Source organism: Polynucleobacter tropicus, assembly GCF_013307225.1.
In the GTDB taxonomy this organism is placed as follows: Bacteria; Pseudomonadota; Gammaproteobacteria; order Burkholderiales; family Burkholderiaceae; genus Polynucleobacter; species Polynucleobacter tropicus.
This window is the reverse complement of sequence record NZ_CP028942.1, coordinates 802,417-824,635: the sequence shown is the minus strand read 5'-3', so window position 1 is coordinate 824,635 and position 22,219 is coordinate 802,417. Positions and strand designations below refer to the sequence as shown.

Genomic DNA, 22,219 nt, shown 5'->3' with positions numbered 1-22,219 from the left:
ATTTCAGTAATGGGTTGGGTGTTTTCTAGCGACTACGGACAATCCATCTGATTTCTAGTTTGGGAATTGCCCGCACTGCACGAAGTCTTTTTCGTTCACCGTGAGCCCATTATAAGGTAGGCTCAATACAATAGCCAAATGCACCTGAATTCATCAAAAACCTCGATCTCTCCTGGTCGCCGTCAAGCGCTGGGCCTTGGAATTGCCTCTCTTTTAAGCATGGGCGGTCTTAGCTCATGCAGTCTCATGGGTTCAAAAAAGCCGGTTGTTGGACTAGTTTTGGGAGCTGGCGCTGCCCGAGGCTTTGCGCATGTGGGCGTCATTAAAGTGCTCGAAGCCCAAGGAGTTCGACCCGATATCGTTGTGGGCAGTAGTGCAGGCAGCGTTATTGCCGCCCTACTCGCTTCCGGTGCAACTGGAAATGACTTAAATCGACTTGCCCTGAATTTAGATGAAGCGACGATTGCTGACTGGGGCTTGCCGTTTGCGGGACGCTTTGGCGGATTAATTAAAGGTGATGCTCTACAAAACATGATTAATCGTGAAGTGCAGAACAAATCCATCGAACAAATGCGTATTCCACTGGGAATTGTTGCAACAGAATTGCAATCCGGTAAAGGCGTATTGTTCCGCACCGGAAATACCGGCCAAGCCGTTCGCGCCTCCTGCAGCATTCCTGGAGTATTTCAGCCAACCGTCATTGGTGGCAAAGAATATGTTGATGGCGGCTTAGTTGCACCAGTGCCAGTAAGTTATGCAAAGCAAATGGGGGCAACCTTAGTGATTGCAGTCAACATCTCTTCCGAGCCAGTTCATCAAGATGCAAGCGGCACACTTGGGGTGCTCCAACAAACCATTTCGATTATGCAAAGGAGCATTAATCAGTTTGAATTAAAAAGTGCGGATATCGTCATCACACCACATTTAAAGCAAATGAGTGGCAGCGACTTTAGATCCCGAAACGCGGCAATTCTAGCCGGCGAAGTGGCCACCCAGGAGCAAATGGGATTAATTAAGGAAAAGCTGAAAGGTTAGGCTCTATAAGAGCTGGCGGAGCTTTTTAGGAAGCTGAATTAGAGACTACGAGACTTGCGCTTGAGATTTTTGACTTCGTTCAATAACTCTTGACGCTCGCTGTCATCTAAGTTGTCGCTACCATCAAGACGACGCGCACCATCAAAGCGTTTATCCCAGTACAAACTGCCAAGGTCATCTACGCGAACACTTGTGCCCTTTGAAGGAGAGTGGATAAATTTGTTGTCGCCAACATAAATGCCCACATGTGAAAACGTGAGGCGCATCGTATTGAAAAACACGAGATCGCCCGGCTGCAATTCTTCGCGACTAATTGGCTTGCCAACGCGGCTCATTTGCGTGGACTTGCGTGGCAATAAAAAGCCTAACTTGTCTTTGAACACATAACCAACAAAGCTGCTGCCATCTAATCCAGACTGAGGTAACTCCGTGTCCCAGCGATAACGCACGCCAATTACTTCCATAGCGCGATTAATCAACTCTTCGGATTTTCCAGTGACGGTATCGGCAAAGCGATCAGAAACTTTAGCAATGTAAGCCTTACCAGCTTGGAACATGCTCTCCTTGGGAACTGCCGTTTCCGCAACCACTGGAGCATCCGTAGGTGCATCGGCCGCGCGCGCCACGAAAGGCGTACCCAGGACAAGAATGAGTCCTAAACTTTGCGAAAGAAGCACTTTTTTGAATGACATCAGGTCAGTTTAACAAAGATCCATCAATTAACCAAGTTGAGGTATACCTCTTAATTTCTTGTTTTTATTAGATTTTTTGTATTTAAGGATCATTCTTGGGGGAAATTTGCACCAAAACCGCCCATGCATTACCTGCCTCAACCAGGATGAAAACTACCTAGGTCAGCTCAGCTGCCGCAAAGAGCTCTTTGGTATAGACCTGTCGCGGACTCTTAATCATGGTTTCGGTATCCCCGAATTCAACAACTCTACCCTCTTTAAGAACCATTACCTCATGAGACATGGCCCGAATCACCGCCAGGTCATGGCTAATCATGAGATATGCCAAGTTGTATTTCTTTTGCAGTTCGGAAAGTAAAGCGAGTACCTGTTTTTGAATAGAGACATCTAATGCTGATGTGGGCTCATCCAAGACCAAAATCTGAGGGCGCAAAATGAGCGCGCGTGCAATCGCAATTCTCTGACGTTGCCCACCAGAAAACTCATGCGGATAGCGATGCAATGCTGAGCGATCAAGCCCAACTTCCTTGAGCATGTCTACTACGCGAGACTCTCTCTCTGCGGGAGATAGGTTTGGGTGATGCACATCCAAACCCTCCGCAATGATTTGCAGCACACTCATGCGCGGAGAAAGCGAACCAAATGGATCCTGAAAGATCACTTGCAAGCTAGAGCGCATTGCTCTGCGCTCAACTGGCTTTAATAGCTGCCAATGCTTACCAAGCACATCCACGTTTCCAGAGACCTGAGCAGCAGAGTCACCCAGTAAACCCAGCACAGCCATACCTAGTGTCGTTTTGCCAGAGCCTGACTCACCAATAACGCCAATGGTTTGACCCTGCTTTAATCCAAAACTAACTTTCTTTAACACCTTGTGTGGAGACGCCCTTTTAAACCAGCCAACCGTTTCAGAACTCGGATAAGCAACTGATAACTCTTCAGTCTTTAATAAAACTGGGGCTAAGGGCATCACAGGCGCGAGATTGCGAACGGGCTCGCTATTTACCAAGGCGCGAGTATAAGGATCGACCGGATGCTCGAATACCTGCTTGGTGGCGCCAACTTCAATTAAGTTTCCTTGATTGAGAACGGCAACCCGTTGTGCAAAATGCTTCACTAAGTTGAGGTCATGAGTAATTAACAAAATACTCATGCCGCCATGCTCTTTGGATTCTTGTTGTAATTCTTTTAAGAGATCCAGAATTTGCATCCGCAAACTGACATCTAGCGCGGTCGTTGGTTCATCTGCAATCAGCAATCTTGGCTTGCATGCCAATGCCATCGCAATCATAGCGCGTTGCCGCTGACCACCAGATAATTGATGCGGATAGGAATGAAAACGGCGCTCAGGCTCTGGAATGCCGGTCTTCTTAAGTAAATCAATCGCAGCATCAATGGCATCCGCTTTGGATATCAAGGGCTGATAGATCTGCACAGCCTCGATGATTTGATTGCCAATAGTAAACAGCGGGTTGAGAGCTGTCATTGGCTCCTGAAAGATCATGGCAATCTCGCGCCCACGAATCTCCCGAATATCTTCAATCGACATTGAGAGGAGATCAACCTCACCCTGCCCATCATTCACGTCACTTTTTTTCCACAGAATCTTGCCACTTACTTTGGCACCCTCAGGTTCTAATCTAAGAGGCGCTAATGCGGTGAGTGTTTTTCCAGAGCCAGACTCACCCACCAAGGCTAGTCGTTCGCCAACACCGATATCGAGATCAAGTTGATTGACCGCAAACTTTTCTCTTCGACCTACACCAAAGGAAATAGAAAGATTTTCATAGCACAAGAGGCTCATGAACGTCCTCCGCTCATCAACCCAGCTTTACGCGAGTCATAAGCGTCACGTAGTGCTTCACCCATAAAGGTCAGCAGCAATAAAGTGCTGACTAAAACTACAAAGGTAGATAAAGAAATCCACCAAGCGTCTAAATTCCCCTTACCCTGCGAAAGCAACTCACCCAAGCTAGGCGTACCTGGAGGAACTCCTAGACCAAGAAAATCCAAGCTAGTGAGAGACAAAATTGCAGCACTCATGCGGAAAGGTAAGAAGGTAATGACAGGGGTCAAACTATTAGGAAGGATGTGGCGCCACATGATTTGCACGTTTGTTAATCCCAGCGCTCTAGCGGCTCGAACATACTCTAAGGCGCGGTTACGGAAGAACTCAGCTCGCACATAGTCCGATAAACCCATCCATCCAAATGCTGCCAAGAGAAGAATCAACAATAAGACGCTTGGATGAAAGATCGAAGCAAAAATAATGAGCAAATATAACTCTGGCATTGCCGCCCAAATCTCAATCAATCGCTGAGAAATCAGATCAAACTTGCCACCAAAAAATCCCATTAGCGACCCTGTGATGACGCCAACCGTTACACCTACGATCGTCAATGCCAAACCAAAGAGAATAGATAAGCGAAAACCATAAATCAGGCGAGATAGAACGTCGCGCCCCCGATCATCAGTCCCCAGCCAGTTCTGCCAAGATGGTGGAGCTGGGTTTGGTGATGGCGCAAAGTAATTGAGCGTCTCATAGCTATATTTAATCGGCGGATAGATCGCCCAATTTCCGCCACTCGTAATGTTGTGACGAATATCAGGATCTAAAAAGTCTGTTGGAGTTGCAAAGTCACCGCCAAAAACCGTTTCGGGCTGACTCTTCACAATCGGAAAATAAAAATGTCCATCATAACGAACCACTAGAGGCTTATCGTTTGCAATCAACTCGGCGCAAAGGGATAAACCAAAGAGGCCAAGGAAAATCCACAGGCTGATATAGCCACGACGATTCGTCTTAAAACGCTGCCAACGACTCATGACCCCCCTCCTGAACCAAACTGGATACGAGGGTCAACATATACATAGCAAAGATCAGAAATCAGCTTAGTAAATAAACCAATTAATGTAAATAAATAAAGGGTTCCAAATACCACCGGGTAATCGCGGCGCATGACCGACTCATAAGAAAGCAAGCCAAGTCCGTCTAAAGAAAACAGGGTTTCAATCAGCAGTGACCCAGTAAAGAATGCGCCAATAAATGCAGCAGGAAAGCCCGTTACAAGCGGCAACATCGCATTGCGGAAAACATGCTTCCAGAGTACCTGCCTCTCAGTCAGGCCTTTGGCCCTCGCAGTCAACACATACTGTTTACGAATCTCCTCCAAGAATGAGTTCTTAGTCAACATCGTCACTACTGCAAAGCTACCCAATACCGATGCTGTAATTGGCAAGACAAGATGCCACAGATAATCCATGACCCTGCCAATCAGACTCAACTCACTCCAGTCATCCGAGGTGAGACCCCGCAAGGGGAATATTTGCAGAAAGCTACCACCGCCAAATATCACGAGTAACAAAACTCCCAATACAAATCCTGGAATGGCGTAACCTACTAAGATCATTGTGCTTGTAACGGCATCAAATCGAGATCCATCACGTACTGCTTTGGCAATTCCGAGGGGAATAGAAACTAAATAAGTAATGAAGAATGTCCATAAGCCAATACTGATGGAGACTGGAAGCTTGGATACCACTAAACGCCAAACACTTTCGTGCTGGTAATAGCTATCACCCAAGTCAAATCGAGCAAATCGGCCTAGCATCATGAAGTAGCGTTCAACTGGCGGCTTATCAAAACCATAAAGTGCTTTGACTTCTTCCAAGCGCTGCGCATCAATACCTTGGCGCCCTCGATAGTTTGCACTTGCGCCTGCGCCAGAAGATTCGCTGCCACCGGTTGCAGCGCCACCTTTGCCTTTGAGCTCAAGCACCATTTGTTCAACTGGACCACCTGGAACAAATTGCACCACGGCGAATGTAAGCGTTAAGACACCCAAGAGAGTCGGGATCATTAATAACAAACGCTTGAGGATATAAACGCGCATTTGAGCTTGCATTATTTACTCTCCTCTTTCCACCAATTTTGCATAATCCAGGGCTCGGCTTGGTAATACAGTGGCGGCTCTGGATAACGCATTTCCTTGCGGAAGGCGACACGATGGGTGGGGTTGTACCACTGCGGCACTACGTAATAGCTATTCCACAAGACCCGATCGAGTGCGCGAGCAGCCGTTCTTAATTGATCTCGATTTTGGGCTCTCGTAATTTCCGAAACTAGCGCATCGACAACCGGCGATTGAATTCCGATCACGTTATCCGAACCTTTTTCTTTTGCAGCCTGACTACCAAAGCGATCCCACAACTCACTTCCAGGATTTTGTGAATCCTGGAAACGCACAGTCGTCATATCAAAATCAAATTCATTCATGCGTTTTTGATGAAGTGCAAAGTCACTAGTGCGCACATCCACCTGAATTCCGAGCTTTTCAAGATTGCGAATGTATGCCGAAATCACTCTGAGGAAGAATCCGCCATCCTCCACAATCTCAAATCGAAACGGCTCACCCTTTTCATTGCGCAAAGCGCCACCGCGATATTGCCAACCCGCATGCATTAATAACTCTCGCGCTTTGCGTAGGTTTTGCCTCAAGCTGCCTGGCGGCGCAGTTGATGGGGCCGGCGGCATCGGCCCAAACACCGCATCAGGCACCCACTGGGGATATTGGGTCTTGAGGGACTTGAGCAACTTCAACTCCCCATCAGTCGGCTTGCTTGGACCATCAAAGTTCGCACTCAAATCACTATTCGTGAAGTAACTATTAATGCGACCGTATTGGTCAAAAAAGATCTGGCGATTAAGCCACTCAAAATCTAATGCCAATCCTAAAGCTTGGCGAACGCGCGGATCCTGAAAAATAGGTTTGCGAATATTCATTGCAAAACCTTGCATGCCTGCACCATTGTGATTGATGAATGCTTTCTTCGTCAGCGTGCCGTTAGCAAACTTTGAACCAACATATCCTTTGGCCCAAATTTTGGCGCGATACTCTACGATGGCATCGAACTCCCCTGCCTTAAATGCCTCAAGGCGAACAGCATCATCACTATAGAGTTTGTAGAGCACACGATCGAAGTTGTAAAAGCCAACCCGAATATTGAGCGGCTTAGCAAGTTGATCAGCCCAATACTGTGGGTTCTTTTTATAGACAATCGATTTGCCAGCCTTGAACGACTCTATTAAGTAAGGGCCGCTTCCAATCGGAGCCTCAAAAGCAAGTTTCTCAAATGGAATCATGCTGCCATCAGGCTTCTTGCCCCAGTTACGCGAGAAAATGGGAAGTGTTCCCGCCAAAATCGGCAATTCTGAATTGTTATTCTTAAATTCAAAACGCACCAAGCGATCAGAGAGAACTACTGCGGATGTGATGTCGGCAAAAGTGGTTTTATAACGCGGATGTGCTTTACCACTCATGAGCACATCAAAACTGTATTTCACATCCGCTGCTAATACGGGACTACCATCTGAAAATTTTGCTTCTGGGCGAATATGAAACGTAACTGACTTGCGATCCCTTGCTACCTCAATGTCATCTGCAAGCAATCCATAGACGCTTGATGTTTCATCAGCGCTACCCTCAGCCAAAGATTCAAACATCAACTCAATTCCTGGGGCGGTAACGCCACGCAATGTGAATGGGTTGAACTTATCAAAACTGGTTCGTTGCCCCGGATTGGGCAAAACAAGAGTGCCTCCCTTGGGGGCATTCGGATTGACATAGTCAAAATGGGTAAAGCCCTCTGGATACTTTGGTTTGCCGTACTGGGCAATGCCCTGAGCCGCCAATGCCAGACCGCTCAACGCCGCAGTTAGGGCGACCAAGAGCAAGAATTGGGTAATTTTGCGGAATAAGGCAGAGGAGGCAAAAAGGGTTTGGGCTCGCATATATGCAACAATTGTAGATAGCAAATCATATTTGAAGCAAAGGACACAACATGGGCTTTCTCGCTGGCAAAAAAATCCTCATTACCGGCCTCCTCTCTAACCGCTCGATTGCCTATGGCATCGCCAAAGCCTGCCACCGTGAAGGTGCCGAGCTTGCCTTTACCTATGTTGGCGAGCGCTTTAAAGACCGTATCGTGGATTTTGCGAAAGAATTTAATTCTGAGCTGATTTTTGACTGTGACGTTGGTAGCGATGAGCAAATCTCTGCGCTCTTTAGGGATTTAGCAAAATCCTGGCCCCAGTTTGATGGTTTTGTACATGCAATTGGTTTTGCACCACGCGAAGCGATTGCCGGTGATTTTTTGGATGGCCTCTCACGCGAGGGATTCAAGATCGCTCATGATATTTCCGCATACAGCTTTCCAGCAATGGCAAAAGAAGCATTGCCAATGTTGCGCGATAAGTCTTCATTGCTTACATTGACCTATCTTGGTTCAATGAAGAATGTTCCGAACTACAACACCATGGGTTTAGCCAAAGCCTCACTTGAAGCATCCGTGCGCTACCTCGCTGGATCTGTTGGCCCTAAAGGGATTCGCGCTAATGGCATCTCTGCCGGCCCTATCAAGACCTTGGCAGCCTCTGGTATTAAAGGCTTTGGCAAGATTTTGGAAGCGGTTGAACAAACCGCGCCACTACGTCGCAATGTCACAATTGACGACGTGGGCAATACTGCTGCCTTCTTGTTATCTGATTTAGCAAACGGCATCACTGCTGAAATCATTTACGTTGATAACGGCTTTAGCCAAGTGATTGGCGGAATGGAAGAGGCTTGAGTTCACCCTCAACTATTAGCCTTCGCGAAGCCCTCAAATTTTGGACCAAGCTAGGCTTTATTAGCTTCGGGGGACCCGCAGGACAAATTGCAGTTCTGCATCAAGAATTAGTAGAAAAGCGTCGCTGGATTTCTGAGCGGCGCTTTTTACATGCACTTAATTACTGCATGCTCTTACCAGGGCCGGAAGCACAGCAACTGGTTACCTATATTGGCTGGCTCATGCATCGCAGCTGGGGTGGCATTCTGGCAGGCAGTCTATTTGTTCTGCCCTCCCTTTTGATATTGATTGCCCTATCTTGGGTTTACATCGCCTTTGGCCAATTGCCATGGATAGCCGCTGTTTTCTTTGGCATTAAACCAGCGGTCACCGCCATCGTCTTGCATGCCGCTGTGCGTATTGGTAAACGCACAATTCACAACAATGCCCTGAAATGGATTGCACTGTGCTCTTTTTTAGCAATATTTGTATTGAACCTGTCTTTCCCAATCATTGTGTTGATTGCCGCTGCCATTGGCTACTGGGGTGGTAAGCGCCATCCAGAATACTTTCAGCAGTCTGGTCATAGCAATAAAGAACTTGCGCATTACGGCACTGCCATCATTGATGACAATACCCCTACGCCACTGCATGCGCAATTTCATATTCAAAAAACAGTGTTGCATAGCGTCGTCGCCCTGAGCTGCTGGCTTATTCCCATCGGAATGCTCGGCTTAGTATTCGGATGGAAAACGCTTTACCCCAATATCGCTTGGTTCTTTACCAAGGCTGCATTCTTAACGTTTGGTGGCGCATATGCGGTTTTGCCATATGTTTACCAAGGTGCAGTGGATCACTTCCATTGGTTAAGCGCCAATCAAATGATTGATGGACTCGCTCTAGGAGAAACCACTCCTGGTCCACTCATCATGGTTGTCGCTTTTGTTGGTTATCTAGCGGGTCACATTCAACACCTTATTGGAAATAGCAATCCATTTTGGTTTGGCGCATTAGGCGCAATTGTGGCAACTTGGTTTACTTTCTTGCCATCGTTCTTTTTTATCTTGGTTGGCGGACCCCTTGTGGAATCTACTCACGGCAAACTAGGGTTTACCGCACCGTTGACCGCAATCACTGCCGCCGTTGTCGGAGTTATTGTTAATTTGGGATTATTTTTTGCCTACCATGTGTTCTTTCCGCATGGCATTGGCGGATCCATCTCTTGGCTTTCAATAGCTATTTGCGGCGCGGCCTCGCTTGCCCTCTTTAAGTATCAAAAAGGTGTCATGACGGTCTTAGGTGGTTGCGCCCTTGCCGGCCTTTTAAGCTACCTCGCAAGCGTATTGCTAGGATGATCTAGCGCAATTGCATTTTCCCTAAGATTGGCATAATAGAAGTTATGCGAATCGAACCCCAAACCATTACCCATCTACAAGAGTGGCTCGGCAAAACCGAGACCTTAACGGACACCGTTACCGCTGCACCAGTGCGAGCACTATCAGCAACTCTAGATAGACCAGACCCCGAGCCAAATAAAGGCACTTTTTTGCCTGAGCTATGGCACTGGCTTTATTTTTTGCCACATGCTCGTCAATCAGAAATAGGTCCCGATGGTCACCCAAAACGTGGTGGATTTTTACCGCCCGTTCCACTACCCCGCCGGATGTGGGCAGGTAGTCGCTTGCAGTGGCTAGAACCTTTAGCTGTTGGTGATGAGATTAAACGTCTTTCCAAAATTGAATCTGTAACCCATAAATCTGGTCGCACAGGGGATTTGATTTTCGTTTTAGTTAAACATGAAATCTCTAATCAAAAAGGTTTGGCGATTATTGAAGAGCACGACATTGTTTATCGCGATGCTCCCGGGCCAGACGACAAACCTGTTGCACCAACACCTGCGCCAACTGATGCTAAATGGAGCAAGACAATCACTCCGGATGATGTTTTGCTATTTCGCTACTCTGCACTCACGTTTAATGGTCATCGCATTCATTACGATCGCAAATATGTCACCGAGGTAGAGGGCTATCCAGGTCTGATTGTGCATGGGCCTCTGATTGCGACATTACTTGTAGATCTGGTGCGCCAAAGTATCTCAGGCTGTAAGCTCAAGAGCTTTGAGTTCCGAGCTATTCGCCCTACTTTTGATATCAATATCTTCAAAGTCAGCGCCAAACCTGATTTAGAAAAAGATCCTTCTGGCAAAACGATTGCCATTTGGGCGCAAGACCATGAAGGGTGGCTCACCATGCAGGCAACTGCGGTTCTTGCTTAGAAAACGAATTTAGCAATCGAACATGACAACCGAACATTTTTCTCGTGAGCTAGCTGCGTTTGCGGCAAATCTCAAAATTTCTGACATTCCTGATAATGTAATTGCCAGGGCAGAAGATCTTTTGGTCGACTGGTTCGGCTCTGCAATTGCCGGCAAAGGCTCACGCCCAGTTGAAACGATTACCCAATTTGCAGAGCACATGGGCGGCTTTGATGCTTCTCATGCTGGTCCTTCAGAAATTCTAATCACTCGCAAAACATCAAGTCCATTTTTAGCGGCAATGGCAAATGCCGCCGCATCCCATGTGGCAGAACAAGATGATGTGCATAACGGCTCCGTATTTCATCCAGCCACCGTAGTGTTTCCGCCAGCGCTAGCTTGTGCACAAGCGATTGGTGCATCTGGCGAGGATTTGATTGTTGCTGCTGTTGCTGGATATGAAGTCGGTATTCGTGTTGGTGAATTTTTAGGTCGTTCGCATTACAAAGTGTTTCATACGACAGGTACCGCAGGCACTATTGCTGCTGCGGCAACTGTTGGGCGACTACTTAAACTCAATCCAGAGCAAATGTTGCATGCCTTTGGATCTGCTGGCACTCAATCTGCCGGCCTTTGGGAATTCTTGCGAGACGCTGCTGATTCCAAACAATTACATACCGCCCATGCAGCCTCTACCGGCTTAATGTCTGCTTACATTGCCAAGTCTGGCTTTACTGGCGCAGAGCATATTTTGGAAGGCAAACAAGGATTAGCGGCTGGCATGTCAAGTGATGCAGTTCCAAGCAAGCTGGTTGACGGCCTAGGCACTCGCTGGGCTTTAGCAGAGACGAGCTTTAAATATCACGCCTCTTGTCGACATACCCACCCTGCTGCCGATGCTCTGTTACAAGTAATGCTTGCGAATAAGCTCAAACCAAGCGACATCGCAAAAGTTGAAACCCTGGTTCACCAAGGTGCCATTGATGTTCTAGGTCCAGTGACAGATCCCGCTACCGTTCATCAGTCCAAGTTTTCTATGGGTACAGTGCTTGCGTTGATCGCGCATTACCAATTTGCCGGCCTACAAGAATTCGATCAGCATTTTCATGATGATGCGATTTGCCTTTTCCGCGATCGTGTCACCATGATTCTGGATCCTGAAGTCGATTCCGCCTACCCACAACGTTGGATTGGCAAGGTAAAAGTGCATCTTCAGAATGGTCAAGTACTTGATGGTCGCGTTGATGAACCCAAGGGAGACCCTGGCAACACTCTCTCTCGCGCAGAAATCACCGATAAAGCACTTCGTCTCGCTGCATTTAGTGGCGGCGCAAATCCAGCTGAAATGAAACAAGCTATCGATCTTTTGTGGAACATTCGCAAACAAAAATCGATTGGCAATCTCTTACCAAATACCTAATTTCAAAAGTCATTCCTTCCTACATGAACCCACTCAACACCCCGCTCGGTTTTTGCTCTAATTTCTTATTCGTTCCTGGCACACGTCCAGAGCGTTTTCTGAAAGCATTAGATAGTGGCGCCAGTGGCGTCATATTGGATCTAGAGGATGCGGTAGCGGAAGAAGATAAAGAAACTGCGCGCGCTGCTATTCGGTCTACTTGGCCACAGTTTTCAGATGAGCAAAAGAAACGCCTTGTGATTCGCACAAATTCACCGGGCTCTAAATTTTATTCAGCGGATTTAATTCTGGCGCAAGAGTTACAAGTTGCTTGCATCCTGATTCCTAAGAGCGAATCTTTAGATCAAATTAATGGCGCCGCCCTCATACTCCCAAACACTGCAATTATTCCGATGATTGAAACAGCCCTTGGTTTGCATCACCTGAATGAAATCGCAAACTCCAATCAAGTTTTGCGCCTAGCTTTGGGAAATCTAGATTTGCAAGCCGACCTTGGCATGATTTGTGATTCTCAAGAGACTGAACTGCAAACAGCGCGTTATCAAATCGTCCTAGCTTCTCGATTGGCGCAAATTACCCCTCCGGTTGATGGGGTTACACCATCTACCGATGACCTACCCCGCATTACTGATGACGCTGAGCGAGCCAAACGCATGGGTTTTGGCGCAAAACTTTGTATCCACCCCAAGCAAGTCGCCATTGTTCAGACAGCCTTTATGCCTACCGAAGAAGAGATTCACTGGGCTCAAAGGGTGATTGAGGCAGACAAGACCTCCAAAGGAGGTGCCGTGAAATTAGACGGAAAGATGATTGATCGCCCAGTGGTACTTTTAGCCAAAAGAACGCTTGCAATTGCTGGTAAACACTAATTTAGAAGCATCCTCTTTTTTGCCAAAAAATGGCAAAATGATCACCTCTTAGCAGTACCAAAAAATTACATAAACGGTGGGACTAATCATGAAATTTTGCAAATCCTTTATTACAAGCGCATGCGCAATCGCTGCAGGCGCACTCTTAACTAGTGGTGTTTTTGCTGCTGACGTTTACCCAAATAAACCAGTTACCTTGGTAGTTCCTTTCGCCGCAGGCGGACCTACTGATGCCGTCGCTCGCTTAATTGCGGTGCCTATGGGTAAAGAATTAGGTCAATCTGTCATTGTTGAAAATACCGTTGGTGCTGGCGGAACGATTGCTGCTACTCGCGTAGCCCGCTCTGCTCCAGATGGCTACATGGTATTCATTCACCACATGGGTATGGCGACTGCGCCGGCTTTATACAAAAAGCTGCCTTTCGATCCAATGAAAGACTTCGAGTACATCGGTCAAGTGGTTGACGTACCTATGGTTCTTTTGGGTCGCAAAAACTTCCCACCAAACAACTTTAAAGAACTAGAGACCTACATCAAGGCCAACAAAGAGAAGGTTACTTTGGCAAATGCTGGTCCAGGCGCGGTTTCACAGCTGTGCGGCCTTTTATTTATGTCTCGTGAAGGCGTAGAACTCACAACTGTTCCATATAAAGGTACCGGTCCTGCGCTAACTGATCTCTTGGGCGGTCAAGTTGACCTCTTGTGCGATCAGACAACGCAAACCATTCCATACATCAAAGATGGCCTCGTAAAAACTTATGGCGTAACCACACCAAAACGCCTTCCTGCCCTACCAAACGTTCCTACATTGGATGAACAAGGCCTCAAAGGCTTTGAAGTAAAAGTTTGGCATGGCATGTATGTTTCTAAAGGCACACCTCCAACCGTCATCAGCAAGATCAATAAAGCACTCAACGTTGCTTTAAACGATCCTGAAGTCAAAGCTCGTTTAGTCGAGTCCAATATTGAAATCGTGCCACCAGCCAAAAGAACTCCGAGTGGCTTAAAAGACCACTTGGAAGCTGAAATCAATAAATGGGGTCCAGTGATTCGTAAAGCGGGCGCATACGCAGACTAATCCAAGTCCCTCTAGCAAATAAAGCCAGCTAAGCAATTAGCTGGCTTTATTTTTAGCTACAAATCATGCAGTCATCCTGGCCTGAATAAATATCCAGATCGAGCCTTTTCTTTTCGCTGCTTTCGAATTCCATCCAATGCAGCAAATAGAGCCCAAATTGCTAATGCGGGATCCAATAAGTAATCCCATAAGTTGTTTGACTCATGCCAATGAAAGCTCCATGCAATGATGGCGAAGCCAATAATCCAAACCCCCTTGGTCCAAGCGGCTAAACCACAGATCAAGGCAAAGATCAGAACACCAATTAGAAAGGCAATGGAACCATAGCCCCAAGCATAAGGATCAAACATGCTGACACCCAAGGCAAATGGATAAAAGATGATTGCCACAATCGCAATACACCATTTGATTGGGGTGGGTGTAGCTTGGTGATTCGGTAGCAAAGCACTCCAAAGCAAGAGCGTGCTCACAATGCTCAAATCTCCAGTCACTCCTCGTATGTAAGCAGCCAAAGGCAATTCCATCGATATTCCTAGAGGCCAGAAAAATAAATTAGCGAATATTAAAACGAACAATCCCTTTGCAAAGAATGGGATGCCATTACGAGCAAAGGCTTGAAACAACAGAATCAATAACGCCGAGCATGTAATCGACATCTCCACCAAGGCGACTATTTGCATGAGATTATTTGTCATTGGGCCTCTCCTGATTCAGCAGCAGATTGTCTTTCAACAGCGTTTGGTAACTGCTTATATGCCCGATCCAACCATGCGCTTGAGAAATAAGCATGACGAATCTTTTTACGATCCCAGGTATACACCAGATGCGCATCATCACCATGGGCGCTTAACAAATAGGGATAAGAAAACTCCTTACGTTCTTGCTCTGGCAAAGCTTCGTCGTTTTCGATGGTTTCTACAATATGCCATTCACCTGACTTGGGCTTACTCATCATCAACACCAGGCGATAACGCCCTGCATCAATATTATTAAGCGCCAGTAATTGAGTCCCGTTTCGCAATAGCACTCCTGCCACCGCTGAATTTGGATTTAGAACTTCTAAATCACCCAATGATTGCCAAGATTGGCCTGCATTTTGAGTGGCGCTTACTGGAATTTGTTTTGGCTGCCCTGCACTACGCGTTTGCCTGAAAAGCGCAGTCGCACTTTGAGCATCATTGATAAACATAACGGGCTGTATAGCGCTACGTCCTGTACTCATGCGACGCTTATCTAGAACCTGAGCAGTATCCAATCTCAAAAATTCACCAAAGCGACCAATCCATTCGTGATATGCAGGCAAACCTAAGCGACCGTCTGTAAATGCTACTGCTGGTGATTTAACTAAAGTACTGAGATTAAAAAACGGTGAAGTAATTAAACGTTGTGGACGAGACCATGTTGCGCCCTCATCCTCAGAAAATATCGTTGAAATTGAGCTACCAGCCCAACCGCCAATCGATACCGTTACAAAGAACAGTTGTAAACGTCCGTCAGGAAGTCGCACTGGCACAGGATTGCCGAGTTTAGCGATATAACGTGAGAGACCTTTCTCTGCTGCAACTCTATCCATCACTACAGTTGGCGCACCCCATGTATTTGATTTTGGATCCAGCACTGCGGTGTTAATCACTACGTCTGGGGCGCCTTCGCGACTACCCGCAAACCAAAATGCCCGAATACCGCCATCCTTTAATGCAATTAATGAAGCTGCATGCACTGAAGCAACGCCTGTATCAGGCAGCCAGTCCATGCGTGGGCCTTGGACTGTAAATTGTGAAACATGCTTACCTTTTATAGCACCTGGCTTTAATTCTGGAACTTTATCTAATGATGCGCCCACAGACTCTTCATGAGCACCTTCATTTGTAGCAAACGGCGCCCAAGATGGCCGACCATCAATATGAATAAAGCCAAGCACTGCGGCTAAAAGTAAAAAGCAAAAAGCGAGTACACGACTCATCTGCAAACATCCTTCACATTCAATAAGCCTGGACTAGCAACAGAATTAGCCGCCGGAGTAGATACCAAGTATTCGACCACAAATAAATGCTCAGCAATTTTTCCAAGCAGCATTTCTTTAATCTCCTCATCGGAGTGACGCGCCCTCATCTCCATGCGTTGACCCAATAACTGACAAGAATCACATAATGCGGGCGCGGCTCCGATTGGCGCATGAACGGCGACAATTGGATACGTTTTTGTGAGGCCCTCTATATCACTGGCGTCTTTAGCAAGATATCCATGCAATTGAGCTCCTGGGAGTAGCAATCGATACTCCTCATCCTTTGCGCGATAGTCGCATGGAATCCATACATCTTTACTCTGCACGCGCTCAATCGTTTCTACGGAAAATCGCCCCAACTGTCCCTCAAGCGGAGCCAAGCTACTAGTTAAAGCACCATAAACCAGAAAACAAGCCATTAGAGCAAAAGCCTTGCACTGCTCACGTCGGATCAATCCAGCAATCACAAGCAATAGGCTCAACCCCATGAGAAACCAGTGCAATGGGTTGTAATGCCAAGCTCCTGACTCTCCCATTAATGTAGAGATTTGAAGATTGACTCCGAGCCATAACAATAGTGCGAGCACGATTGCCTGCAAGACCAATGCAATTCGGAATCCCCATAAAGGCAATCGATCCCAATGCATGGCAATCAAAGTGGCAAATGCTGGCATCACAGGAAGAAGATAGCGAGCAGATCGTTGACTTGGCAAACTAAATACTAAGAAAAAAGCTCCAATCAGCAATAACAACAATGATTCTTCTGTGGACATGAATCGTCTTTCACGCCAGCACTGCAGTAGGGTTGCAATCAGTACAAAGATGAAGAGCCCAGCATTGGCAAGCGTCGTGAGTGCTAGCATCCAAATGCTGTCACCGCCACGCACCAAATCCAAAAGATAGCTAGAGCTTCGAGCAGAAAACTTTCCTGCGTTTTCACCCAAGACAAACTCTCGCCAAACAGCCTCAGGGTTAGGGTCTAAGAAAAACCATAAGGAGAAAATGCCAATCGCAATAATGCCAAGCAGTATCAACTTATATAGATCGCGAATGAGCGTTTGGGGAATGCTCCACTTACGCCAATGCCAGTAGTACAAGCCCAGTGCAAATGCGGCAGGAACAATATAAGCGAAGGATTTAGCAAATAAGGCAAACCCAAGGGATAGGCCAGCCAATACCGGGAATAATAGTATCGACTCAAAGGCGCTCTTGCCCCAATACAGAAGCGCAAAAAATGGCAGACTTAACCAAAATACTTCTGGGGGGTCCGTTAGAAATGGTCGGCCATAGCGATAAGTTGCAAAAAAAGATAGCCAAACCAATGCGGCAAGTATTCCTGTTTGCGTTTTTCCACTAAAGCGGCGAACAGATAGAAAAAGCAGTAAGGCGGTTAGCGCGGTATATAGAACGCTAGGCCAACGTAAGTTTTCTAAACTCCATTGACTTGCCCAATGGGTACTGGCAATCCCCTGCCAAAAAATCAGCGGTGGCTTGGTATTTTTAATGCCGTCCATTTCAGACTGAAGTGGCAACCATGATCCCGAATCCGCGGTCATTCTGACAATATGCATATAGGGATACTCATCCCCATTTTTAGGGGCAAAACGACTATCCAAACCGTACAGGTAGGCAAATATCGCCAAGACCAGGGTCAATAGTGCATATCGGAGGGTAAATGAACCGCGCATACCTATAGTTTATAGGCGCATGGGCTTACAGCGACAAAAATGGGTTTACCCCTGATTGGGTATGAATATATAAAAATTCCATCTTAAAAGGGAATTTCGTTTTCTTCGTATTTGCTTCGTTCTTGATTAAGATAGTACAAGCTTTAAACAAGGCTGCCTTCCAACTGAGGTGCCAACTAGAAATGGAGATTGTTCTCATGCAATGGAAACAAATAAAGTTCTCTTTATGCCTTTTGGGTTTTTTAAATCTTTTCTTGATCTCTCATCAAACCCAGGCACAGTCAACAGACGCAACTAATCTTTATCACCGCGGACTTGCCGCAACCTGCGCTAACTGCCACGGTACCGATGGAAAAGGTGTAGTTAATGGTGGTATGCCATTAATTAACAATCTTAGTAGCGAGCAAATTCTGAATCAACTTAAAGCATTTAAATCTGGCACTCGCGAAGGCACCATCATGCCGCAACTCGCCAAAGGTTACTCCGATGAGCAACTCGAAATCATCGCCAAGCAATTGGGAAATAAATAGGAGCCCAACATGGATCGTCGACACTTTATTGGACAAAGCGCAGCTGGAATAGGCTTATTGGCAGGCTTTGCTGGCCAAGCCCATGCAAACTTACAAAAGGCGGAAATACTCGTGATTGGTGGTGGCTATGGTGGCGCTACCGCGGCGAAGTATCTACGTCTTTTTTCAAATAACACAGCAAATGTGACCTTGATTGAACCCAATGCCGCATTTATTTCATGCCCCTTATCCAACCTTGTAGTTGGTGGATCGCGCACTCTGGCTGATATAACCAGCCCCTATGACAATCTCAGTAAGCGCCATGGAGTCAAGATTGTTCAAGACAGCGTTAGCAGCATCGATCCGGAGAAAAAAACTGTCAAGTTAGCCTCAGGCAAAACCTTACGCTATGACAAAGTCATTTTGTCACCAGGCTCTAGTCTGTTAATGAATAGCATTGAGGGTCTCGCACAAGCCAATAAAGCTGGAGTGACCTTGCAGGCATGGAAGGCGGGTCCTGAAACTGTAACCTTATACAAGCAACTAGCCGCAATGCGGGATGGTGGCATCTTTGCTATTAGCATTCCAGAGGCGCCCTACCGTTGCCCTCCCGGACCCTATGAACGCGCTTGCCAAGTAGCGAACTATTTCAAGCAATACAAACCAAAGTCGAAAGTACTCATCCTAGATGCCAATCAGGATGTGGTTTCTAAAGGTGCGCTCTTTAAAAAGGTCTGGGCTGAACAGTACCCCGGCATGATTGAATACTTACCAAAATACAACGTAACCGGTGTTGATGCAAAAACCAAAACAATCAAGTTTGAAATTCAAGAAGACATCAAAGCCGATGTGCTGAACTTATTACCCGCGATGAGTGCTGGCGACATTGCCGTGAAAACTGGCCTTGCCAATGCCAACGGTCGCTGGGTCAATGTGAACTTTCTGAACTTTGAGTCAACAGCGCAAAAAGATATTCACGTACTAGGTGATTCGATACAGGTTGCTTATGCAATGCCAAAATCTGGTCATATGGCAAATCAACATGCCAAAGTGGCGGCAGCCGCAATTGTTGCTGAACTCAGCGGCTGGGAAATAAATCCTTCCCCGGTATTAACAAATACCTGCTATAGCTTTGTTAATGCGAAAGACGTAGTCCATGTGGCTAGCGTGCATCAGTACATTGCCGCAGAGAAGACCTTTAAGCCCGTTCCGGGATCTGGCGGCCTTTCACCTGCCCCATCAACACTAGAAGGGGTCTATGCATGGGGATGGGCCCACAATATCTGGGCAGATACCTTGGGTTGATCCAGGTCAACACTTATGAAAAAAGGGGTGCATTTGCCCCTTTTTTTGTTTACTTATTGACGCCGATAAATATACTGAGCTCAATAACAATAATGCAGGAGGCTTTATGAATATGACCCCAACCTCACCAAAAGACGCAACCAAAATAGAAAACGCCATCGAACGGTGGACTGTACCTATTGGCAATTTATTTGTCTCGCTCTTTCATCGGATTGCATTGTTTGGTATTGGCGCGGCGACTGTTTGGTCAGCAGCAGTTGCCTTTTTAGGAATGGTCAGCAAAGGATCTGCATCAATTGAAGATCTGCTGCTTTTATTTATCTACCTTGAAATCGGCGCGATGGTCGGAATTTATTTCAAGACTAACCATATGCCAGTGCGCTTTCTGATTTACGTTGCCATCACCGCGGTAACACGTTTGATTATTGATTTGGTAAACACCAAACACGAAGCAGATATGGCCATCCTGCTGATGGGCATCACTATTCTTGTTTTAGCCCTAGCCAATGCTGTCGTTCGGTACGCGTCTTACAAATTCCCAAGCCGTCACGCGGACAACGAATAACTATAGATCAGGGTCCACTGCATCATTGAACTGATAGGGGTGCATACCCCTATTCAGACAATTGCGAACGTAATCAATGCTGGTTCGCAAGGCGTAGTAGTCCCCCGCTAGGCGTTTCGACACCTTGATGTTGAGCGCTTGATATTCCATTAGATCCAGCTTTTTCAAGTACTCATCTCTTTTTGCAGGATCAAAAGTTAATAATAGACTTTGCTCAAAAGTTTTTAATTCACCATAGAGGCGATTAATCTTGTTGTACATCAATTTAGTTCGATAGCTTGGCAAGCTACGCAGAACTGGGTACGCGATGATACAAAACGGCAGGAAAATAAACAAAAGACGACTAATAAACTCCGCAATCCAGAATGGGAAATATGCAGAAATTAGCGGGTAACTATTCTTCTCATAATGAACAGCTACTGGGCTCTCAGGCCAAAGAGAATCTTTAAAGGACGGGAATTCTCCCCTATTCGCAAAAAATGATTCCTTGCCATTGATTTCTCTGGCGGCTTCTAAAAATAAAAACTGAATCGCGGGATGCATCCGGTCATCAATCAATAAATTAGTTGTGGTTGCAATTAACTTGATATCTTGACTTGGGAAATTACGTTCTAGATTAAATGCGCCCTCTGGGACGCTTAAGATTTTCACATAAGGCAATAGCTTCGTGAATGCCTCTGCGCGCTTAAAGGTAACCAAATGCAACTGTGGATCCTTTAGCAAGGTCTGCACGTTATGCGCCTCTAAAGCGTCAACAATAAATGCGCCATCAATCTCTCCGGCTTGTAAAGCCTTAACAGCCTTTTCACCCGGGTAGTTCACAAATTGCAGGCCGGCCTTTTCCAATCCCGATAGTTTAATAATCCGAGTAGTCTGAGCATGAGTCCCGCTGCCCTCTACGCCGACGGATACTTTGCGATTAGAAAAATAATTAGAGTGTCCGGCGATGACTTGAAAGTCGCTGCTTTTTATTTCTGGACCGCGATAAAAGAACCAAATCGGATCATAGCCAATTGAACCCAAAGATTGAATGCCGCTAATATTTTTAGGCCGTTCCACTCCAGCCTGAACAAAGGCAGCTTGAACAGGATCATTCCGATCACTTAAACGAATGAGATTTTCTTGCGCCCCGTTAGTTGGGACGAGCTCAAGAGTGACGCCTTTGCCAGCAAAATACTCAGCATATTTTTTACCTAGATCTTCATAGGATCCGCCTGCTGATCCTGTAGCCATCTGCACATGTCTAGGCGGTGGTGGATCTGCATACCACCAAATACCCATCAAAATCGCGAGTAAGAGAATCAATAAGGGCCATGTCTCCTCGAGAAACTGGATAAAGTCAGTCCATTTTTCTTGAACTGTCTCAGCCAACCCCAAAAAGGTTTCACGAGTATTCTCTTTAAAACTTCCCATGGCCTACCATTTAGCAAATATTCCAAAAGCTAATGATAATGTGCTTAATATAGGAATAACCAAGAAACGACGCTCAATATGCTACTTCTCCGAAAATCCCAAGAGCGAGGCTATGCCGACCATGGTTGGCTCAAAAGCTTTCACTCCTTTTCCTTTGCTGGTTATCACGATCCCCGATTTATGGGCTGGGGAAATTTACGCGTTATTAATGAAGATCGCGTTGCACCTGGCATGGGGTTTGGGAAACACGGCCATCGCAATATGGAAATCATTAGCTATGTACTCTCAGGCGAATTGGCACATGAAGACAGCATGGGAAATATTAAAGGGATTCCTCCTGGCGATGTGCAACGCATGAGCGCCGGAACCGGAGTAATGCATAGCGAATTCAATCACGCCAAAGACCAAACCACGCACTTTTTACAAATCTGGATTGAACCCAATCAATTAGAAATTACGCCCAGTTATGAACAAAAAACAATTCCCGCTGCCAATAAGGATGGAAAGCTATGTTTAGTTGCCTCCCCTACCGGCGAGGCGGGATCAGTCAGCATTTCGGCTGATGCCAAAATGTATGCGGGACTTTTTGACGGTGAGCAGTCAGCCAATCTGAAATTAGACACGAGTCGTAAAGCCTACGTTCACCTTATTCGCGGTTCACTTCAAGTTAATGGCCAGGAATTAAATGGTGGCGATGCGCTTCTTATTCAGAATGAAGCTGACTTAACGTTTTTGAATGGAAAAAGCGCCGAAGTCTTGGTATTTGACCTCAGCGCTTAA

General features: G+C 46.3%; 20 protein-coding genes. 11 read left to right on the top strand and 9 right to left on the bottom strand.

Translation table 11 applies throughout. The annotated features are described in order from the left end of the window. Positions 1-138 precede the first annotated feature (138 nt). Positions 139-1,035, top strand: coding sequence for a patatin-like phospholipase family protein (locus tag DCO17_RS04335; protein WP_437342816.1), 897 nt, complete (start codon positions 139-141; stop codon positions 1,033-1,035). A gap of 38 nt (positions 1,036-1,073) precedes the next feature. On the opposite strand, the gene DCO17_RS04330 is transcribed toward DCO17_RS04335, so the two are convergent. The 5 genes from DCO17_RS04330 to DCO17_RS04310 form a co-directional block, all read right to left on the bottom strand. After that, the gene (locus DCO17_RS04330) at positions 1,074-1,727 is read right to left on the bottom strand and encodes a C40 family peptidase (RefSeq protein ID WP_173955565.1); all 654 of its coding nucleotides are present in this window, start codon (positions 1,725-1,727) and stop codon (positions 1,074-1,076) included. Positions 1,728-1,884: 157 nt separating this feature from the next. Further along, complete coding sequence (locus DCO17_RS04325) at positions 1,885-3,531, bottom strand: ABC transporter ATP-binding protein (protein ID WP_173955564.1); 1,647 nt, start codon at positions 3,529-3,531, stop codon at positions 1,885-1,887. Then, positions 3,528-4,553 carry an ABC transporter permease gene (locus DCO17_RS04320; protein WP_173955563.1) on the bottom strand — a complete coding sequence of 342 codons (1,026 nt, stop codon included), beginning with the start codon at positions 4,551-4,553 and terminating at the stop codon, positions 3,528-3,530. Before DCO17_RS04320 ends, DCO17_RS04325 begins: the two co-directional genes overlap by 4 nt. Beyond that, on the bottom strand, positions 4,550-5,620 hold the full coding sequence (locus DCO17_RS04315; RefSeq protein ID WP_173956705.1) for a microcin C ABC transporter permease YejB: 1,071 nt from the start codon (positions 5,618-5,620) through the stop codon (positions 4,550-4,552). Before DCO17_RS04315 ends, DCO17_RS04320 begins: the two co-directional genes overlap by 4 nt. 11 nt (positions 5,621-5,631) lie before the next feature. Then, the gene (locus tag DCO17_RS04310) at positions 5,632-7,518 is read right to left on the bottom strand and encodes an extracellular solute-binding protein (protein WP_173955562.1); all 1,887 of its coding nucleotides are present in this window, start codon (positions 7,516-7,518) and stop codon (positions 5,632-5,634) included. A 50-nt stretch (positions 7,519-7,568) separates the two neighbouring features. Here DCO17_RS04310 and fabI point away from each other — a divergent pair, with 50 nt between their 5' ends. From fabI to DCO17_RS04280, 6 genes are all read left to right on the top strand, one after another. Beyond that, positions 7,569-8,354, top strand: coding sequence for an enoyl-ACP reductase FabI (gene fabI / locus DCO17_RS04305; RefSeq protein WP_173955561.1), 786 nt, complete (start codon positions 7,569-7,571; stop codon positions 8,352-8,354). Beyond that, the gene (chrA, locus tag DCO17_RS04300) at positions 8,351-9,688 is read left to right on the top strand and encodes a chromate efflux transporter (RefSeq protein WP_217425445.1); all 1,338 of its coding nucleotides are present in this window, start codon (positions 8,351-8,353) and stop codon (positions 9,686-9,688) included. The genes fabI and chrA overlap by 4 nt, the downstream gene beginning before the upstream one ends. Positions 9,689-9,732: 44 nt before the next feature. After that, positions 9,733-10,608, top strand: a complete 876-nt coding sequence (locus tag DCO17_RS04295; RefSeq protein WP_173955560.1) for an HTD2 family dehydratase — start codon at positions 9,733-9,735, stop codon at positions 10,606-10,608. Between the two features lie 22 nt (positions 10,609-10,630). After that, positions 10,631-12,007 carry an MmgE/PrpD family protein gene (locus tag DCO17_RS04290; protein ID WP_173955559.1) on the top strand — a complete coding sequence of 459 codons (1,377 nt, stop codon included), beginning with the start codon at positions 10,631-10,633 and terminating at the stop codon, positions 12,005-12,007. A 23-nt stretch (positions 12,008-12,030) separates the two neighbouring features. Next, on the top strand, positions 12,031-12,876 hold the full coding sequence (locus DCO17_RS04285; protein WP_173955558.1) for an HpcH/HpaI aldolase/citrate lyase family protein: 846 nt from the start codon (positions 12,031-12,033) through the stop codon (positions 12,874-12,876). 88 nt (positions 12,877-12,964) lie between these two features. Beyond that, positions 12,965-13,954, top strand: coding sequence for a tripartite tricarboxylate transporter substrate-binding protein (locus DCO17_RS04280; RefSeq protein WP_173955557.1), 990 nt, complete (start codon positions 12,965-12,967; stop codon positions 13,952-13,954). A 71-nt stretch (positions 13,955-14,025) separates the two neighbouring features. On the opposite strand, the gene DCO17_RS04275 is transcribed toward DCO17_RS04280, so the two are convergent. From DCO17_RS04275 to DCO17_RS04265, 3 genes are read right to left on the bottom strand one after another with little or no spacing between them, the layout of a single operon-like run. Then, positions 14,026-14,649, bottom strand: coding sequence for a hypothetical protein (locus DCO17_RS04275; protein WP_173955556.1), 624 nt, complete (start codon positions 14,647-14,649; stop codon positions 14,026-14,028). Further along, positions 14,646-15,917: a sialidase family protein gene (locus tag DCO17_RS04270; RefSeq protein WP_173955555.1), complete on the bottom strand. Its 1,272-nt coding sequence runs from the start codon at positions 15,915-15,917 to the stop codon at positions 14,646-14,648. The genes DCO17_RS04275 and DCO17_RS04270 overlap by 4 nt, the downstream gene beginning before the upstream one ends. Then, a complete protein-coding gene (locus DCO17_RS04265) occupies positions 15,914-17,647 on the bottom strand; it encodes an ArnT family glycosyltransferase (protein ID WP_173955554.1) in 1,734 nt (577 codons plus the stop codon). The genes DCO17_RS04270 and DCO17_RS04265 overlap by 4 nt, the downstream gene beginning before the upstream one ends. Before the next feature lie 197 nt (positions 17,648-17,844). On the opposite strand from DCO17_RS04265, the gene DCO17_RS04260 reads away from it, so the two are divergent. The 3 genes from DCO17_RS04260 to DCO17_RS04250 all read left to right on the top strand — a co-directional run bounded on the left by DCO17_RS04260 (position 17,845) and on the right by DCO17_RS04250 (position 20,026). Then, the gene (locus DCO17_RS04260) at positions 17,845-18,177 is read left to right on the top strand and encodes a c-type cytochrome (protein WP_173955553.1); all 333 of its coding nucleotides are present in this window, start codon (positions 17,845-17,847) and stop codon (positions 18,175-18,177) included. A 9-nt stretch (positions 18,178-18,186) separates the two neighbouring features. Continuing rightward, entirely contained in the window at positions 18,187-19,461 is a 1,275-nt protein-coding gene (locus tag DCO17_RS04255) for an NAD(P)/FAD-dependent oxidoreductase (RefSeq protein WP_173955552.1), read from the top strand. Between the two features lie 106 nt (positions 19,462-19,567). After that, a complete protein-coding gene (locus DCO17_RS04250; RefSeq protein WP_173955551.1) occupies positions 19,568-20,026 on the top strand; it encodes a phosphate-starvation-inducible protein PsiE in 459 nt (152 codons plus the stop codon). Here the strand turns inward: DCO17_RS04250 and DCO17_RS04245 are convergent, their stop codons facing one another. After that, complete coding sequence (locus DCO17_RS04245; RefSeq protein ID WP_173955550.1) at positions 20,027-21,439, bottom strand: TAXI family TRAP transporter solute-binding subunit; 1,413 nt, start codon at positions 21,437-21,439, stop codon at positions 20,027-20,029. A gap of 78 nt (positions 21,440-21,517) precedes the next feature. Here DCO17_RS04245 and DCO17_RS04240 point away from each other — a divergent pair, with 78 nt between their 5' ends. Then, positions 21,518-22,219: a pirin family protein gene (locus DCO17_RS04240; protein ID WP_173955549.1), complete on the top strand. Its 702-nt coding sequence runs from the start codon at positions 21,518-21,520 to the stop codon at positions 22,217-22,219.

What these genes read in the sequence shown, in the direction of transcription:
- DCO17_RS04295 (WP_173955560.1), top strand. Translation starts at nt 9,733, where the DNA reads ATGCGAATCGAACCCCAAACCATTACCCATCTACAAGAGTGGCTCGGC.
- DCO17_RS04290 (WP_173955559.1), top strand. Translation starts at nt 10,631, where the DNA reads ATGACAACCGAACATTTTTCTCGTGAGCTAGCTGCGTTTGCGGCAAAT.
- DCO17_RS04260 (WP_173955553.1), top strand. Translation starts at nt 17,845, where the DNA reads ATGCAATGGAAACAAATAAAGTTCTCTTTATGCCTTTTGGGTTTTTTA.
- DCO17_RS04335 (WP_437342816.1), top strand. Translation starts at nt 139, where the DNA reads ATGCACCTGAATTCATCAAAAACCTCGATCTCTCCTGGTCGCCGTCAA.
- DCO17_RS04310 (WP_173955562.1), bottom strand. Translation starts at nt 7,518, where the DNA reads ATGCGAGCCCAAACCCTTTTTGCCTCCTCTGCCTTATTCCGCAAAATT.
- DCO17_RS04270 (WP_173955555.1), bottom strand. Translation starts at nt 15,917, where the DNA reads ATGAGTCGTGTACTCGCTTTTTGCTTTTTACTTTTAGCCGCAGTGCTT.
- DCO17_RS04250 (WP_173955551.1), top strand. Translation starts at nt 19,568, where the DNA reads ATGAATATGACCCCAACCTCACCAAAAGACGCAACCAAAATAGAAAAC.
- DCO17_RS04320 (WP_173955563.1), bottom strand. Translation starts at nt 4,553, where the DNA reads ATGAGTCGTTGGCAGCGTTTTAAGACGAATCGTCGTGGCTATATCAGC.
- DCO17_RS04325 (WP_173955564.1), bottom strand. Translation starts at nt 3,531, where the DNA reads ATGAGCCTCTTGTGCTATGAAAATCTTTCTATTTCCTTTGGTGTAGGT.
- DCO17_RS04275 (WP_173955556.1), bottom strand. Translation starts at nt 14,649, where the DNA reads ATGACAAATAATCTCATGCAAATAGTCGCCTTGGTGGAGATGTCGATT.
- DCO17_RS04330 (WP_173955565.1), bottom strand. Translation starts at nt 1,727, where the DNA reads ATGTCATTCAAAAAAGTGCTTCTTTCGCAAAGTTTAGGACTCATTCTT.
- DCO17_RS04285 (WP_173955558.1), top strand. Translation starts at nt 12,031, where the DNA reads ATGAACCCACTCAACACCCCGCTCGGTTTTTGCTCTAATTTCTTATTC.
- DCO17_RS04255 (WP_173955552.1), top strand. Translation starts at nt 18,187, where the DNA reads ATGGATCGTCGACACTTTATTGGACAAAGCGCAGCTGGAATAGGCTTA.
- fabI (WP_173955561.1), top strand. Translation starts at nt 7,569, where the DNA reads ATGGGCTTTCTCGCTGGCAAAAAAATCCTCATTACCGGCCTCCTCTCT.
- DCO17_RS04245 (WP_173955550.1), bottom strand. Translation starts at nt 21,439, where the DNA reads ATGGGAAGTTTTAAAGAGAATACTCGTGAAACCTTTTTGGGGTTGGCT.
- DCO17_RS04315 (WP_173956705.1), bottom strand. Translation starts at nt 5,620, where the DNA reads ATGCGCGTTTATATCCTCAAGCGTTTGTTATTAATGATCCCGACTCTC.
- DCO17_RS04240 (WP_173955549.1), top strand. Translation starts at nt 21,518, where the DNA reads ATGCTACTTCTCCGAAAATCCCAAGAGCGAGGCTATGCCGACCATGGT.
- DCO17_RS04265 (WP_173955554.1), bottom strand. Translation starts at nt 17,647, where the DNA reads ATGCGCGGTTCATTTACCCTCCGATATGCACTATTGACCCTGGTCTTG.
- DCO17_RS04280 (WP_173955557.1), top strand. Translation starts at nt 12,965, where the DNA reads ATGAAATTTTGCAAATCCTTTATTACAAGCGCATGCGCAATCGCTGCA.